The 14,247-nt window shown below is 63.3% G+C and carries 12 protein-coding genes; 1 reads left to right on the top strand and 11 read right to left on the bottom strand.

Going from position 1 to position 14,247, the window contains the following annotated elements; all coding sequences use genetic code 11:
- Positions 1-51: 51 nt before the first annotated feature.
- The 11 genes from secD to N0D28_RS06165 form a co-directional block, all read right to left on the bottom strand.
- A complete protein-coding gene (gene secD / locus N0D28_RS06115) occupies positions 52-2,337 on the bottom strand; it encodes a protein translocase subunit SecD (RefSeq protein ID WP_260561483.1) in 2,286 nt (761 codons plus the stop codon).
- 62 nt (positions 2,338-2,399) lie between these two features.
- Entirely contained in the window at positions 2,400-2,744 is a 345-nt protein-coding gene (locus N0D28_RS06120) for a hypothetical protein (RefSeq protein WP_260561484.1), read from the bottom strand.
- Positions 2,745-2,910: 166 nt separating this feature from the next.
- Positions 2,911-4,251, bottom strand: a complete 1,341-nt coding sequence (locus tag N0D28_RS06125; protein WP_260561485.1) for an IS4 family transposase — start codon at positions 4,249-4,251, stop codon at positions 2,911-2,913.
- A 58-nt stretch (positions 4,252-4,309) separates the two neighbouring features.
- Positions 4,310-5,161: a carbohydrate ABC transporter permease gene (locus N0D28_RS06130; protein WP_260561486.1), complete on the bottom strand. Its 852-nt coding sequence runs from the start codon at positions 5,159-5,161 to the stop codon at positions 4,310-4,312.
- Positions 5,162-5,177: 16 nt separating this feature from the next.
- The gene (locus N0D28_RS06135; RefSeq protein WP_260561487.1) at positions 5,178-6,107 is read right to left on the bottom strand and encodes a carbohydrate ABC transporter permease; all 930 of its coding nucleotides are present in this window, start codon (positions 6,105-6,107) and stop codon (positions 5,178-5,180) included.
- Between the two features lie 201 nt (positions 6,108-6,308).
- On the bottom strand, positions 6,309-7,568 hold the full coding sequence (locus N0D28_RS06140) for an ABC transporter substrate-binding protein (protein ID WP_260561488.1): 1,260 nt from the start codon (positions 7,566-7,568) through the stop codon (positions 6,309-6,311).
- A 316-nt stretch (positions 7,569-7,884) separates the two neighbouring features.
- Positions 7,885-9,591: an ATP-binding protein gene (locus N0D28_RS06145; RefSeq protein ID WP_376777659.1), complete on the bottom strand. Its 1,707-nt coding sequence runs from the start codon at positions 9,589-9,591 to the stop codon at positions 7,885-7,887.
- Between the two features lie 68 nt (positions 9,592-9,659).
- Entirely contained in the window at positions 9,660-10,103 is a 444-nt protein-coding gene (locus tag N0D28_RS06150; RefSeq protein WP_260561489.1) for a DUF3293 domain-containing protein, read from the bottom strand.
- A gap of 19 nt (positions 10,104-10,122) precedes the next feature.
- Positions 10,123-10,500 carry a hypothetical protein gene (locus tag N0D28_RS06155; RefSeq protein ID WP_260561490.1) on the bottom strand — a complete coding sequence of 126 codons (378 nt, stop codon included), beginning with the start codon at positions 10,498-10,500 and terminating at the stop codon, positions 10,123-10,125.
- Complete coding sequence (truD, locus tag N0D28_RS06160) at positions 10,497-11,594, bottom strand: tRNA pseudouridine(13) synthase TruD (RefSeq protein WP_260561491.1); 1,098 nt, start codon at positions 11,592-11,594, stop codon at positions 10,497-10,499. Before truD ends, N0D28_RS06155 begins: the two co-directional genes overlap by 4 nt.
- Positions 11,595-12,537: 943 nt before the next feature.
- Positions 12,538-13,248, bottom strand: coding sequence for an ABC transporter ATP-binding protein (locus tag N0D28_RS06165; RefSeq protein ID WP_260561492.1), 711 nt, complete (start codon positions 13,246-13,248; stop codon positions 12,538-12,540).
- Positions 13,249-13,491: 243 nt separating this feature from the next.
- Between N0D28_RS06165 and N0D28_RS06170 the strand changes: the two genes are divergently transcribed.
- Positions 13,492-14,139: a GNAT family N-acetyltransferase gene (locus tag N0D28_RS06170; protein WP_260561493.1), complete on the top strand. Its 648-nt coding sequence runs from the start codon at positions 13,492-13,494 to the stop codon at positions 14,137-14,139.
- The last annotated feature ends 108 nt before the right edge of the window (positions 14,140-14,247 follow it).

The raw sequence follows: 14,247 nt of genomic DNA on the forward strand, positions 1-14,247 counted from the left end.
CACGAAAAAGGCGGGTCAGCTTCTCAGCTGCCCGCCTCTTCTTTAAGGTCTTTACTTCGTGGTCGGCGTTGCCGTGCCGGTCACGGCCTTCTTGCCCATGCGCTCTTCGAGCAGCACCACCATCGGGGCCACGATATAGATGCTCGAATAGGTGCCGATCAGAATGCCCAGGATCAGCGCGATGGAGAAGTCGCGCAGTACCGGGCCGCCGAAAATCAGCAAGCTGAACAGCGGCAGCATGGTGCTGATCGAGGTCATGACGGTGCGCGAGAGCGTCTGGTTGATTGAGATGTTGACGATCTCGCGGTAGCTCCTGCCGCGCAGCAGTTTCAGGTTCTCGCGGATGCGGTCGGAAACGATGATCGAATCGTTGAGCGAGTAACCGATCAGGGTCAATAGGGCCGCCACCGAGGCGATGTTGAATTCCAGCCGCGCGACGGCGTAGAGGCCCATCACGATGGCCACGTCGTGCAGCACGGCGACAATCGAGCCGAAGCCCATCACGAAGTCGAAGCGGAACCAGACGTACACCAGAATGAGTCCCAGCCCCACCAGCACGGCGTAGATGGTCTGCTGGGTCAGGTCAGCGCCCACCGACGGCGACACCGTTTCGGTCTGCCCGACCTCACCGCCCGGCAGCGCGTCGATCTTGGCGGTGATGGCCTTGACCTGGTCACTGTTGATCTGCGGCACCTTGATGGTGTAGGTGACGCCGCTGGTGGTGGCGCTGAGTTCGCGCTGGATGCTGGTGCTCTGCCCGGTCACGCCTGCGACTCCCGCGCTGATCACGGCGTCCCGCATCTGCTCGGTGGTGGTGCTGGGGGCGGCCTTGGCGGTGATGCTGGTGCCGGAGACGAAATCCACTCCGAAATTCAGCCCCTTGACGCTCACGAAGATCGTGCCCGCGATGGCCAGCAGGATGCTCGCGGTGGTGATGATGGGGGCCGCCTTGATGAAGTTCACGTTCGGTACGCCGATGCGGAAGGGAGCCTTGAAGTCGCGCTTATTGGCCAGGGCGTAGAGCATCCACTTGGCAAACACCAGATTCGAGAAGGCCGAGGCCAATACGCCGATGATCAAAGTGACCGCAAAGCCCTTGACCGGCCCCGAGGCGTAGTTGTAGAGCGCCAGGGCGGAGAGCAGGTGAGAGGCGTTCACGTCGAGAATGGTCAGGGTGGAGTGCTCGTAACCCATGTTGATGGCGTTTTTCAGGCCTTTGCCCCGGCCCATCTCCTCCTTGATGCGCTCGAAGGAAATCACGTTGCCGTCCACCGCCGCGCCGATGGTCAGCACCAGTCCGGCGATGCCCGGCAGGGTCAGGGTGGCTCCGAAGCCGCCGAGGAGGCCCAGGATGGTCACCGAGCTGAACAGCAGGCCCAGCGACCCGACCAGCCCGAACCAGAAGCCGTAGTAGAAAAACAGCATGCAGAAGACGGCAGCGATGCCCACCAGCGCGGCAATTGCGCCGCTGCGGATGGCGTCTGCGCCCAGCGTCGGCCCGATGGCGCGCTCCTCGTCCACTTTGATCTTGATCGGCAGCGAGCCGGATTTGAGGACCAGCGCCAGATTGGTGGCGTCCTCGGAAGTGAAGTTGCCGGTGATCTGGAAGTTGTTGTAGAGGGCCGATTGGATGGTCGCCACCGATTTGATCTGACCGTCCAGGACCACGGCCATCGACTTCTGAATATTTCGGCCTGTGAAGTCGCCGAAAGCCTTGGCGTCCTTGGGGTTGACGTTGACGTTGACCTGCCAGACGCTGGAGCGCTGCTGATCGATGCCCGCCGTCGCGCCCGAGACGATGCCGCCGGTGGCCTCGACGGGGCCGAGATCGGAGAGTTTGTAACCGAGCGACGCCGGATTACGCTGCAACTCGGCCGGGTCCTGCTTGGCTCCCGGCTTGACGACCCGGAACTCCAGCTTGGCCTGCTGCTTGATGATCTGGCGGGCGCTGTCTTGCACGGCAGGGGTGGCTCCCGGAATCTCCACGACCACCCGCTTGCCGCCCGACACCGTCACGGTGGGTTCGGTGACGCCCAGCGTGTTGATGCGGTTTTCGATGATGGTCTTGACCTGTTCGAGCTGGTCCTTGGTGGCCGTGCCAGTTTCGGGTGAGAGCGACATCCGCAGCCCGCCTTCCAGGTCGAGGCCCAGGGTGATGAACTTGAAGTTGCTGCCCCACAGTTCACCGGGGTGCTCACGGTGCTGCCAGGGCCGCCAGATAAAAGCGAGGCTCAGCAGCAGCACGGCGAAGATGGCGAAGGTGGTGGTGAGGGCGTTGCGCCGCTGCGGGGCGGCTTTTTTGCGGCGCACAGGTCGTTTGGGACTGTTAAATGTCATGCAGGCTCCGAAAACTCGAATAAGGTGGGGCAGGGGAGAGGGACGGTGGGAGGAGTGCGCCCTCAGCCACCGTCGGTCTGTTGCCGCCCCAGCGCCGTCAGGTCCGGCATTCTGGGCGGCAGTTGTGCGGCTCCCAGCAGCACGTCAGTGCGCCGCTGCACCGGCAGGGCCACGTCTGGCGCTTGATCGGGGGCGCTCAGCAGGCCCGGTCCCGGCGTGGGTGTCGGCAGGGCGCGCAGTTCCGCTGGGGCGGCAGGCAGCGCCGACATCAAGGAGGTGCGCTGCGGCTGTTCCGGGTGCGGCGTCTGGTTGCCCCACACCGCCAGCAGCGAGAAGGCTGCGATCAACCCCGGCCACAGCTTCAGGAAGCGGGCCAGCGGAGGGGAGAGCGTCAGGGTCTTCTTCATGTTCTTAATGGTCGTTCAGCAGATTACTATAGCAGCGCTGAGCTGACGGGGGTCTGGCGCAGGTGACCAAATCAGATGAAGCAGACCCGCAGCAAAAAGGAGCCGAGCGCTTGGCCCGGCTCCCACGAGATGAAGCTCGACTGCGTTTAACCCCAATGCCAGTAAGTTAAGAAGGTAGCGGGGCACTGACACGCACTTTCCTTGGATAGCGGGTCATCTTGATTTTGACGGCTCGAGGGTACGAGCGAGGTCGTTTCGCTGGAAGTACGAGCAACGCGATGTCACTGGTAAGTTGCTCCAGATACTGCGGAAGACGACCCGCTGCCACCACCCATGCGCTGAGCCACAACGTCCGGACCAGCAGCAGACTGGTCCGGTACGAAATTCGTAAAGGACTGACCTCCAGGTGACCGGCCACCCGGGCCATTTCCAGACGCACCAGGTTGTACACCACGGCCAGCGCGAACAGTTCCTGCCGAATTCGGTCTGGCGTCTGAGAGCGCAATGCCTCCAATCGTTCCAGGGTATGCGTATGGAGCTCATCAAATCCGGTTTCGAGCTTCCAGCGCTGGTGGTAGAGCTCAATGATCTCGGCCGCCGGGTAACGTTCGGCGTCCAGCATCGACGTCAGCAGCCACTGTGGCTTGAAGCCTGGAAGCTGGTCGCAGATGACGCGGATCCGCATGCTGCGGGGCAAGGTAGGGTCAGACCTGCGCGCAGGTCTGCGAAAAGGAACTTCAGCGATAACCTCATTCGGTCCCAGGATTTCCAACACCGTCCACACCAGGTTGCTTTTAGCTCGTACGAGCCAGTGGCGCTCTTCGCCCCGCTGCTGATGGCGGTAAAACCGTCGGTCGTCCAAGAGCCCCCGGTCGACCATTAGCACACAGTGGTCGGGCAGCTGTTCATCGAAGCCGCTGGAGAGCGATTCCTCGCTCTCCGTGTATGTGCCGACCTTCAGATCCAGCAGGAAATGCGACCCGAGCGCCATCAGACCAACGACCCTCGCTTGCGGATATGCACTCTCACGGTGTGCACCACTCGAAGGCAGAGTGAAATGCGCGCGATTCTCGTCACTGTCCGGGACCCGGAGAGTCGTGCCATCAATGCCGAGTACCGCCAGGCCCCGCCAACGGTTGGCGTCAAGCTGCTCGCGACCATGACGAGTGACAACAGCATCGAACAGGTGTTTGAGGGGGGCGATTCCCAGTCGGTCGCGTGCCTGTGCCAGGCCTGCCGAACTGATCGTCGTCTTCCCGGTGTGATCAGGGAGGATCAGATGCAAATGGTCACACACCGCCTGAATTGACCGGTCACGCAAGAGCGCCATGCCAAGCATCAGCCATACGGCCCGTTCTGCCGGGAGCTTTCGGCGACGAACTGAAGCGGTCCCCGTCGCTTCAAGGGCTTGCGTCACCAACGTAGCGTCGAGGCTCGTCTCGAAGGTGGCGAAATGATCGAGTGGCTGATCGCGGGCCGTGGTCAGCAATGCGGTGCCAAGATTCATCCTTCATCTTGACACCATCGCCAGTCCACCCGAACCCCTTAACTTACCGGCATTGCGTTTAACCCTTGACGGCCCCTGCCGTGAGGCCCGAGACGATGTTGCGCTGGAATACCAGCACCAGAATGATCAGCGGCACCGTGACCACGATGCTGGCGGCCATGATCTGCCCCCACGGCTGATCGAACTGGGTCGCCCCCGAATAGTTGGCGATGACCACCGGCACTGTGCGCTTGGTGCTGGTGAAGGTCAGGGCGAACAGATACTCGTTCCAGGCGTTGATGAAGGCCAAGAGACCCGTGGTGACCAGGGCGGGCATCATTACCGGAAAGAGCACCTTGAAGAGGGTCTGCAAGGGTGAGGCTCCGTCCACCAGCGCGGCTTCCTCCAGCTCACCGGGGATGTCGCGCACGAAGGAAGTCAGCACCCAGACCGTGAACGGAATGGTGAAGATCAGGTAGCTGAGAATCAGGCCGCCGGGGTTGTTGTAGAGATTCAGCGAGTTGATCAGGGTATAAAGGCCGCCCAGCACCGCAATCTGCGGAAAGACGCTGACTGCCAGCACGATGTAGAGCACAGCCGACTTGAACTTGAACTTGAAGCGGCCCAGCGCGTAGGCGGCGAAACTGCCAAACAGCAGGGCAATCGCCACTGCGCCGACAGCGGTGATCAGGCTGTAGAGCAGGCCCAGCCGGAAGCTGGGGTTGGCGAACACGTCGGCGTAGTTGCTCAGCGTCGAGGGCGCACTGGCAAAAGCCATCGGCTGCAAAAACAGATCGCCCGCCCGTCGGAAGCTGGTCAGCACCGCCCACAAGAACGGCACCAGCAGGTAGAGGGTGATCACGACCACCAGAACATAGAAGCCGACGCGCTGAAGGTAGTACAGGGCCGGATTGGTGCGTTTCAGGTACATGGCTGCTCCCTTCTGCTCAGTCGAACTTCACGCGGAAGGCCGTGACGTAGACGACCACGATCACCATGATGATGATGAAGATGGCGATGGAAATGGCGCTGCCCAGGCCCAGCAACTGATTGTCAATCAAAGCCTGCCGGGCGTAGGCAGTCATCGAGAGCCGCGCCGCCGAGACGTTGCCGACCATCACCGACATGATGTCGAAGACCCGCAGGGCGTCCAGGCTGCGGAACACCAGCGCCACCAGCAGAGCCGGGCGCAGCAGCGGCAGGGTCATGCGCCAGAACTGTGTCCATTTGCTCGCGCCGTCCATGTCGGCGGCCTCATACATGTCGCTGGGCAGGCTTTGCAGGCCCGCCAGAATCAGCAGCGCCATGAACGAGGTGGTTTTCCAGACGTCCACCGCGATCATGGCCCAGATGGAGCTGGAGGGATTGGCCAGCAGCGCCACGCCGCCCAGCATCCCTCGCCCGATCAGTCCGAAGGAATCGTTGTACATGTAGGCCCACATCTGCGCCGAGACGACGGTGGGAATGGCCCACGGCACCAGCATGGCGGTTCTGAGAAAGGCCCGGCCCGGAAAAGCGCTGTTGACCACCAGCGCGATGACCATGCCGAAGACGGTTTCCAGAAACACCGACACCACTGTGAACAGCAGTGTGTTCGACACCGCGCCCCACCATTTGGGGTCTTGCAAAAAGCCCAGCGCCACGCCGTCACTGGTGGTGAACCAGAAATTGCCCAGCCCCAGAAACGTGCGCTGATCCGGCGAGGTGAGATTGGCGTCAAACAGAGAAAAGAAGATGGTGCGGTACAGAGGATACCCGGCGACCAGCACGATGGCGATCATGGTGGGTAGTAGTAGCCAGATGGCTTGCCGGGCACGCGCGGCCTCGATGCCGCGATGCCGGACAGGCGCTGGCGTGTTGGGCTTGAGGGTGGTCATGTGAGCCTCCTGATGGACGTTCTCTGCGGCCCGGCGCGGGCATTTTCTAAATTTCCGGTCTTCGTCGTGGTGCTTGGAATCCCGTTGCCTGCGGCGCGTTCCCGGCGTCAGTTCAGCGTCAGGTTCCTGAACTGAAAAACGGGGAACGCCCGTTGATCATGGACGCTCCCCGGCAGACTCAGTGAGCCTGGGTGAAGGGGCTTACCAGCCGCGACCCTTGACGCGCGACAGGTCGGTCTGGAGCTGCGCCACGGCGGCGGTGCCGGTCATCTTCTTGTTCAGCACGTCGCTGACGGCGGTGCTGAACGCCTGCGAGACCTGGTTGTACTTGTCCTTGGTGGGACCGGAAGGACGCGGCACAGCGTTGGTAAAGACGTCAAGCAGGCTGCCGAAGAAGGGGTTGGCCTTCAGCACGTCCTTGTCCTGATAAAGAGCAGAGATGGTCGGCGTGAACGAGCCTTCAATGGCACGGATCTTCTGCTCGGCGGGGCTGGTCAGGTAGCGCACCAGCGAAATCGCGGCGTCCTGATTCTTGGAGTACATGCTGACGCCGAGCTGCCAGCCGCCCAGCGCCGCAGCGGGGGTGCCGCCGGGGCCAGCAGGCAAGGGGGCCACGGCGATCTTGCCCTTGACCTTGCTGTCCGCGCTCTGGCCGAGTGACCAGGCGTAGGGCCAGTTCCGCATGAAGGCGGCGTTGCCCGACTGGAAGATGCCGCGCGCGGGCTCCTCGTCGTAGGTGGTGACGCCCTTGGGGCTGATGGTGCCGACCCAGCTTGCGGCGGTGTTGAGCGCGGCAGCAGCTTTGGGGTTGTTGATGGTGATCTTGCCCGTGTCGTCGACGATGGTGCCGCCGCCGAACGAGGAAACCCATTCCAGTGCGTCGCAGGTCAGGCCCTCGTAGTTCTTGCCCTGAAAGACGTAGCCCGCGAACGCCTTGTTGGTCTTCTGTTCACCGTCCTGAATTTTCTTGGCCATGGTCGCCATCTCGGCCCAGGTCTTGGGAGCGGCGGTGTAGCCGTACTTCTTCATGAGGTCGGTGCGGTAGTAGAGCAGGCCGCCGTCGGTGTACCAGGGCATCGCCACCAGTTTGCCGTTCACGGTGTCGGCAGCGATGTTGCCCTTGAAGTTGGCCGCGATCTCAGCAGCCGTCACTTTTCCTTTCAGGTCAACGAAGTGCTGAGCAAGCAAGCCTGGCCACACCACGTCGAGCTGGTAGACATCGATATCGCTACTCTTGGCGGCGAGCTGCTGCTGGTACAAACCGAGACGGTCATTGGTCAGGTTGGGGCTTTCAAAGACCTTGACGGTGTTGCCGGTCTGCTTGGACCAACGGGCGGCACCGTCTTTGCAGAGTTGGAGTTCCTGACCCACTGCGCCGCAGGCGAGCGTCAGGGTGACAGCTTGCGCTGAGCCGAAAGCGGCAACAGCGGTAAGGGCGAGCAACATGGCGGGTTTCTTCATGTGTTCCTCCGTGTGAAATCGCCACTTCGTCAGGTGTTGCCTTAAGGGTCGTACCTGTGTGCGGAAGCGGTTCCACGTTTGAGCGTTTGGTAGCGGAAGACTACACCCACTGTCCCCACTTGTCAATCTGATGAGTCTGGCTGGGGCACGTTCGGCACGGCCTTGAGCGCTCTCTGAGCAGGCGATCAGACGCTCATCAGACTGCACATGTCTCAGCGCTGGGTGAAGCCCAACTGAAGGTTTGGGCCCGCTGCGTCTGGCCACGCAGGTGTGTAAAATCCGACATCAAGAAAGCGGATATGACGAAGTCCGGCATTCACGGTTCAGGCAGATACAGGTAATAGCGGACGCTGCGAGGCCCCTGTCCTTCCTTGCGAAGTCGCCCACCCAGGGTGAGGCGGCGCAGCACCCGCCAGGCACTCTGGGTTTTCAGGTCGCAGGCGGCGCGCACGTCGCTGTTGCAAACTCCCTCCGGGCGGCGGGCCAGGTCCAGCACCCTGGCTTCCAGGGCCGCGCGTTCCAGAGCGGCTGAGTTCTTTGGAGGAAATGGGCTTCTCGGGGCGATTGGGCGGGGGATGGCAGGCAGTGGACGCTTCGGCGCGGCGTGGCGGCGGTCCGCGTCCCCGCTGTGCAGCGCTGCAAGCGACTGGGCCGACAGCCGGTTGATGCGCTCACGGCCCACGCGCTCCGAAATGATCAAACCGCGCTCCTCCATCATGCCCAGCAGCCTCGGCGTGCGGTCTTCGGGGAGTTGCAGGGCGCGGGCGAGCTGGGCGCGGCTGGCCTGGCCCTCGCGCCCCAGCAGTGAGAGCACGATCAACATGTCGAGTGACAGGGTCTGCATCTCTTCTTGCTTGCGGGCCACAAAGCGCACGAACGGCGCGTTGAAGCTGGGGTTGTGCAGACTCAGGCTCACCGCGTCGGGGTAGGTCAGGTACTCGGGCGGCTCTTTGCCGCAGCGCAGCATCATGGCGTACATCTTGTCCACGCCCACCCCGGCCCGCTCGACCAGCCCAAGCCGGGCCAGTGCCTCGGCCAGCAGCGGGTTGCGGCGCTTGGGCTGGTGGCGCAGGATGTTGGCCGCCGTGATGCCGCCGCTCAGGCCGCCGGGATTCATGATCTCCAGCCGGTCAGGGTAATGGTGCACGTGCACCACGTCGCGCAGCTGGTAGTCACGGTGGGTCAGGGCGTTGAGCAGCGCCTCGCGGTACACGGCCTCGTCGTGGTCCCACACCTCGATGCGGAAGAGGCCGACCTGCACCGGCGTGAAACTGTTGCGTGCCTGAATCAGCTCGGACAAGCGGGCCAGTGCCGCTGTGAGCGGCCGAAGCAGGTCTTCTCTGAACTGAAACTCCACGTCACTCTCCGCGTGGTGGTAGTAGCAGACCTCGGCCTGCGGCAGATGCGCCCTGAGCGCCCGCTCGGTTCCGGCCAGCAGAATCCCGGCGATGGTGGGGCGCAGTTCCCCTCCTGAATCCGGCACGACCAGCCCCAGCTCCTGAAGGAAATCGAGGTCGGCCAGTTGCGAGAGTGCGCCCCGGTGCGAGATCGAGCGCAGACGCGCCACCTCCAGCGGATCGAGGTCGGCCAGGCTGGCAGTGACCGGCACGCTGGCGGTGTAGTCCGGCTGGGCACTCAATGGAGCGTCGGCGGGCGACACCGGCACGAAGGTCTGACCGTCCCAGGCGCTGACCGAGCCGTCAGGGGCCGAGAGCAGGTACAGGGCCTGCGGCACGAAGATGCTCAGTGCCGCCGCGCCTCCTTCATTCTGGGAGCGCGCCACGTTGACGCTCAGCCGCCCGCCGCTGAGGGCGAAGATGGCGTGGGTAACCTGCAAGGGGTGCAGCTCGGCGCTGCCCTCGCCCGCCTCCACCTGAATGACGCCGCCGCGCGTGTTGGCCAGCGCCACCGCGTAGCGTGCCAGTTCGTCGGGCATGACCCCGGCGCTGAGGTGAATCTGCGCTGGCATGGTCTGGGCTGGAATGCTCTCCGGGGCCGCAGCGGGTGGGATGGGCTGGGTCATGGGCGAGCAGTATAGCGGCTGGGCCACTCCGAAGCCGCCAAACTGCTCGCGAATCAGGCCAGCAGCGATCAAAGCGGCGGCGCGGTGAGCCAGTAGCGCTCCAGCCGTAGGCCCGCGTCGCCCCCGGCGCACCACACCAGCGCCGCCCGCCCACCGACGCCCCACAGCACCGCTGCCTGTCCGAAGCGCTGGCCCAGCCGGGTGGCCTGGCGCAAGTTCAGGCCCGTCACGATCAGGCTCGGTTCGGTCCACTCGCCTGCACCATTGACGCCCCCGAGCTGCGGCCAGCCGAACAGCGCCGCGCGAAGCCTCTCCTGCGCTCCGAGGTTGCTGGCCCGGTCATGCTGAAGACCCTGCGGATTCCAGGCGGTCAGGATGGCCCAGCGCTGGCCTGGCGCGCTCCACGAAGGTGGCGGCCCCGGAGAGTGGCCCAGGTGCAGGCGCTCGTGGGCGGTGCCGTAGTGGGTCTCCAGAAAGGCGCGGCGCAGTTGGGGATCAGGGTGGGCAGGCACCGTCAAGTCTGGCTGGACTTCAGTGGGCCGCTGCCGCCACCGTGGCGTCCACCGTGACCAGTTCGGTCTGACCGAAGCGCAGCAGCACCTTGACGCGCTTGCCCGGCTTGAAGGTGCCGCCCAGCACCACCCGGTAGGTGCTGCTCTGCGAGACGGTAAGTGGCCCGCTGAGCGGAATCTCCTTGACCACCTGACAGCGCGGCGCACACCTCAGCAGCTTGGCGTGTCCCGCGTCCGACCAGACGCCGGTGAGGCTGGCTGAGCTGCCCGGTGACAGGCGGGCTTCGAGCAGCACGCCGCCGAAGGTGGGGCGCAGGATGGCCGAGTCGGCGCTGGGCGCGGCCAGACTCCAGCTACCGATCAGCAGCGCCAGCAGGCCGCTGGCCCGGCGCTTCACTCGGCCTCTCCGCCGCCCGCGTCCTCATCTGCGCCGCCATCGTCAATGTTGCCCTCGTCCGGCTCCTGGCGGGCGTCCACGTCCGTCTTCATCAGTTCGCGCAGCACCGAGGTGGCGAAACTGCCTTTGGGCAGGGCGAAGCTGACCGTATAGCCGTCGTCCTCGGGCTGCACCTGGGCGTCCTCCATGAAGATGCGGATCAGGCGGCGGTCTCCCTTGCGCGACGAGAAGACCTCGGGGGTCAGCCCGAACTCGCCCAGTACCTCCGCCTCCAGCGCGCCCGCGTCGAGGGTCAGTGGTTTGGTTTTTCGGCCAAACAGGGTGCCGGTGGCGCTGATCTCATTTCGCTCGGCACGCAATGACTCGGCCTCGGCGTCCTCGACCAGAAAGACTCCGCCGGTATCGTGCTTCTTGGCCATGTCACCGCTGAGCAGTGCATCAAAGAGACCCCGCTCCAGCCGCCGACTGACCCAGCGGTTGAACACCGCGCTCTGCACGCTGCTGCTCAGGAAGCGCCGCACCTGCGGGTCGCGCAGCTCCGACTCGCCGCGCAGCACCCTCAGCCCCTCCTCGGCATTCAGTCCGCCGAGGCCGAAGCGCTGCGGTCCGAAGTAGTTCGGCACGCCCAGGCGGGTCAGCAACTCCAGGGTGGTTTGTGCCTGCGCCGCTGTGCCCGCCGCTGCGCGCACCCGCACTGTGAAGCGGTTGCCGCGCAGGTGACCCAGGCCCAGCTTGTTGGCGTGGCGGCTGACCTCCAGAATCCGCACGCCTTCAAAGCTGAAATCGCCCAGCCGCGCCTCGAACTTGGCGGGGAGGCTGATCCACTGCCGGGTCACGGCGTGGCGGTCCTTGAGGCCCGCGATGCCCAGGTCTTTGGCCTTGACGCCGAGCTGCGCGCTGAGTTCGCGGGCGACGTGGGCGGTGGTGTGGCCGGTTTTCTCCAGGTGAAGGTAAAGGTGATTGCCGCTGCCTGAGGGCAGGTAGGTGGGGCGCTCCTCGACCACGAAATCCTCGGGCCGCGAGCGCAGGGTGCCGCCGCTGCCGGGGGTGGGAGTCAGGGCGCGTAGGGCTGCCCAGGAAAAGATCAGATTCACAAGATCTTTACCATACTCCCGGTCAGCATGAGGAGCACCATGCGGCGGCATACGTTCCGCCTGGCTGCGTGGACTGGCGGAACTCTTATACCACTGAAAAATCCGCTCTGGGTGTACCTTTAGCTGCCGAAGGCCTTGTTTTAGATTTCTCTGGCAGCCTCTTGTTTGATGAGAGAGAACTCACAAATCGGCCCAGAAACGAATATTCCCGCCCACCGTCTTCAGACTCGGCTCTGATTCTTCATGTTCAGCCCGGCCTGAGACTGCACCGAAGCTATGCTTGACGGTGTCGATGCTGACTCTCAGCCCGCTTCGGGAATGAATGCTGACGCGCCCCTTGGCTGCGTGAGGAGGCCGCATGGGGGAATTTCGACTCTAGGGCCAAGAATGCTCCTGCCGCCCTCTTTTCGCCCCCCTTCTCAATCCTGGAGGTACATCCATGACGCTTCCCTGCATCTGATAGCCCTCAGCTTCTCCGCTTTCGCGCTAGGCAGTAACGAGGTCACAGGCGGACCGATGACCAGCAACAGGGACGCCGGACCGGGGGACATGATGGATGGGGGAGCGCAAGGTGCTGGAGCAGACCAATCATGCCTGCATCTGCGGAGATCAGTCATTCGCGGCGACCGCATCCTGGTGACGCGCAACGGGGCGGTGGGCTATCGCGGCTGGCAGGAATTCGGCGAGAACATCGCAGCGGATTACACCATCGCCGCTGCCGTGCAGGGCTGGATTGACAGTCCCCCGCACTGCAAGACCCTGATGGACCCCGGTATAGGGAACTCGGCGCGGGCTATGTTTGCCAGCAGTGCACCCAGTACGGCAGGACCCAGGGGTTCGGCACCCGCTGAGCGCCTGGGTGGTGAAGGAGGGAAAAGCGGAGGAGGCCAGGTTCGTTGTGAACTTCGTCCCCCTCCGCCATCAAGTTGGAGATCTGGTCGTTTCAGCCGCCCAGATAGGCGTGCAGCACCCGCTCATCGCCCACCAGCTCGGCGGAGGAGCCGCTGAAGGTCACCTGCCCAGCCTCCATGACGTAGGTGCGGTGGCTCGTTTGCATCGCCAGCCTGGCGTTTTGCTCGACCAGCAAAATGGTGACGCCCTGGGCGTTGAGTTCTTTGATGATTCGGAAGATTTCCAGCACGATGATCGGCGCGAGGCCCAGGCTCGGCTCATCAAGCAGTAGCAGCTTGGGGCGGCTCATCAGGGCGCGGGCAATGGCCAACATCTGCTGTTCGCCGCCTGACAGGGTTCCGGCCAGCTGGTGACGCCGCTCGCTCAGACGCGGAAAACGCTCGTACATCTGCTTGATGTCGGCCTGAATGCCTCCCGTGTCCTTGCGGATATACGCGCCGAGTTCGAGATTATCGGCAATGCTCTGCCGGGCCAGAACCTGCCGACCCTCGGGACTCTGGGCAATGCCGTAAGTGACCACCTTATCGGCAGTGACGCGCAGTAAGTCATGGCCCTCGAAGGTGATCTGGCCGCTTTTGGCCTTCAGCATCCGCGAGATGGCCCGCAGGGTGGTGGTCTTGCCCGCCCCATTCGCGCCGATCAAGGTGACGATCTCGCCCTGCTCGACGGTGAGAGAGAGGTCGCGCACCGCCTGAATCGCGCCGTAATTGACGCTGAGGTTTGTGAGTTCTAGGAGGGGCAAGGGAAAGGCTCCTTTCGGGTGGACTTATGGGGAGGGAGGAGGCGAGGAAAACAGGTTTGCTGGCGCTCCCTCCCCGTTCCTCCCCTCTGGAGAGGAAGGGAGGAACGCTTTTTTGCATTCTCTACAACTTACAGTAGTCCCAGCGTTCTTCCCGCCTCCCGCGTGGTGCGGGCCGTTGACTGAACACTGTAATAAGCCGTTTCGCGCATGGATTCTCTGGACTCCCCGTGTTCTCCTGCGGTCATGTCTACCAATCTCTACCCGCCACTGAACCTCAAGGTCATCACGCCCAGGCTGGAACTTCATGGGGCCACGGATGAACTGCTGGCCCAGCTTCTTCCCGTTGTTCGTGGTGGCGTGGTCGCAGGGCAACCTTACCCGTTCGATGATCCCATGTCTTTGTACGAAGACAATCCGGTGCGTGAACGGAAGTGGCTTCAGGCCATCTGGCGCGGGCGGGGCAACGTTCACCCCGAGTCCTGGCGCTTATACTTCGTGATCTTACTGGGCGAGCAGGCCGTGGGAATGCAGGATTTGATCGGCGTGAATTTCGACACTTGCCAGACAGTCACCAGTTTTTCCTGGCTGGCTCCGAGCGTCCGGCAACAAGGTCTGGGACGTGAGATGCGTGCCGCCATCCTTCACCTTGCCTTTGAAGGGTTTGGAGCGGCGGAAGCGGCCAGTGAAGCTTTCTTTGATAATCTGGCGTCTAACCGCGTGTCTGAGAGCATGGGCTACCAACCGAACGGCAGTGACTGGGCCACACGGCGCGGTGAGCCAGCAGTACTGAATCGCTGGCGTCTCAAGCGGGACGACTGGGCACCGAATCGCCGGAGTGACATTGAGTTGATTGGCGCGGAAGAATGCAAAGCCGTGTTGCACATCAAGTGAGCACGGTTATCACCCTGACCTCTCTCATCAGGCTGGACCAGACACAGAAGTTTCACCCTGGAGTTGATACTTGAGGCTTGTCGGTTCTGGGAGAGGCCAGGGAAAGCT

This window comes from Deinococcus rubellus, from assembly GCF_025244745.1.
Classification (GTDB): domain Bacteria; phylum Deinococcota; class Deinococci; order Deinococcales; family Deinococcaceae; genus Deinococcus; species Deinococcus rubellus.

What these genes read in the sequence shown, in the direction of transcription:
- secD (WP_260561483.1), bottom strand. Translation starts at nt 2,337, where the DNA reads ATGACATTTAACAGTCCCAAACGACCTGTGCGCCGCAAAAAAGCCGCC.
- N0D28_RS06120 (WP_260561484.1), bottom strand. Translation starts at nt 2,744, where the DNA reads ATGAAGAAGACCCTGACGCTCTCCCCTCCGCTGGCCCGCTTCCTGAAG.
- N0D28_RS06125 (WP_260561485.1), bottom strand. Translation starts at nt 4,251, where the DNA reads ATGAATCTTGGCACCGCATTGCTGACCACGGCCCGCGATCAGCCACTC.
- N0D28_RS06130 (WP_260561486.1), bottom strand. Translation starts at nt 5,161, where the DNA reads ATGTACCTGAAACGCACCAATCCGGCCCTGTACTACCTTCAGCGCGTC.
- N0D28_RS06135 (WP_260561487.1), bottom strand. Translation starts at nt 6,107, where the DNA reads ATGACCACCCTCAAGCCCAACACGCCAGCGCCTGTCCGGCATCGCGGC.
- N0D28_RS06140 (WP_260561488.1), bottom strand. Translation starts at nt 7,568, where the DNA reads ATGAAGAAACCCGCCATGTTGCTCGCCCTTACCGCTGTTGCCGCTTTC.
- N0D28_RS06145 (WP_376777659.1), bottom strand. Translation starts at nt 9,591, where the DNA reads ATGACCCAGCCCATCCCACCCGCTGCGGCCCCGGAGAGCATTCCAGCC.
- N0D28_RS06170 (WP_260561493.1), top strand. Translation starts at nt 13,492, where the DNA reads ATGTCTACCAATCTCTACCCGCCACTGAACCTCAAGGTCATCACGCCC.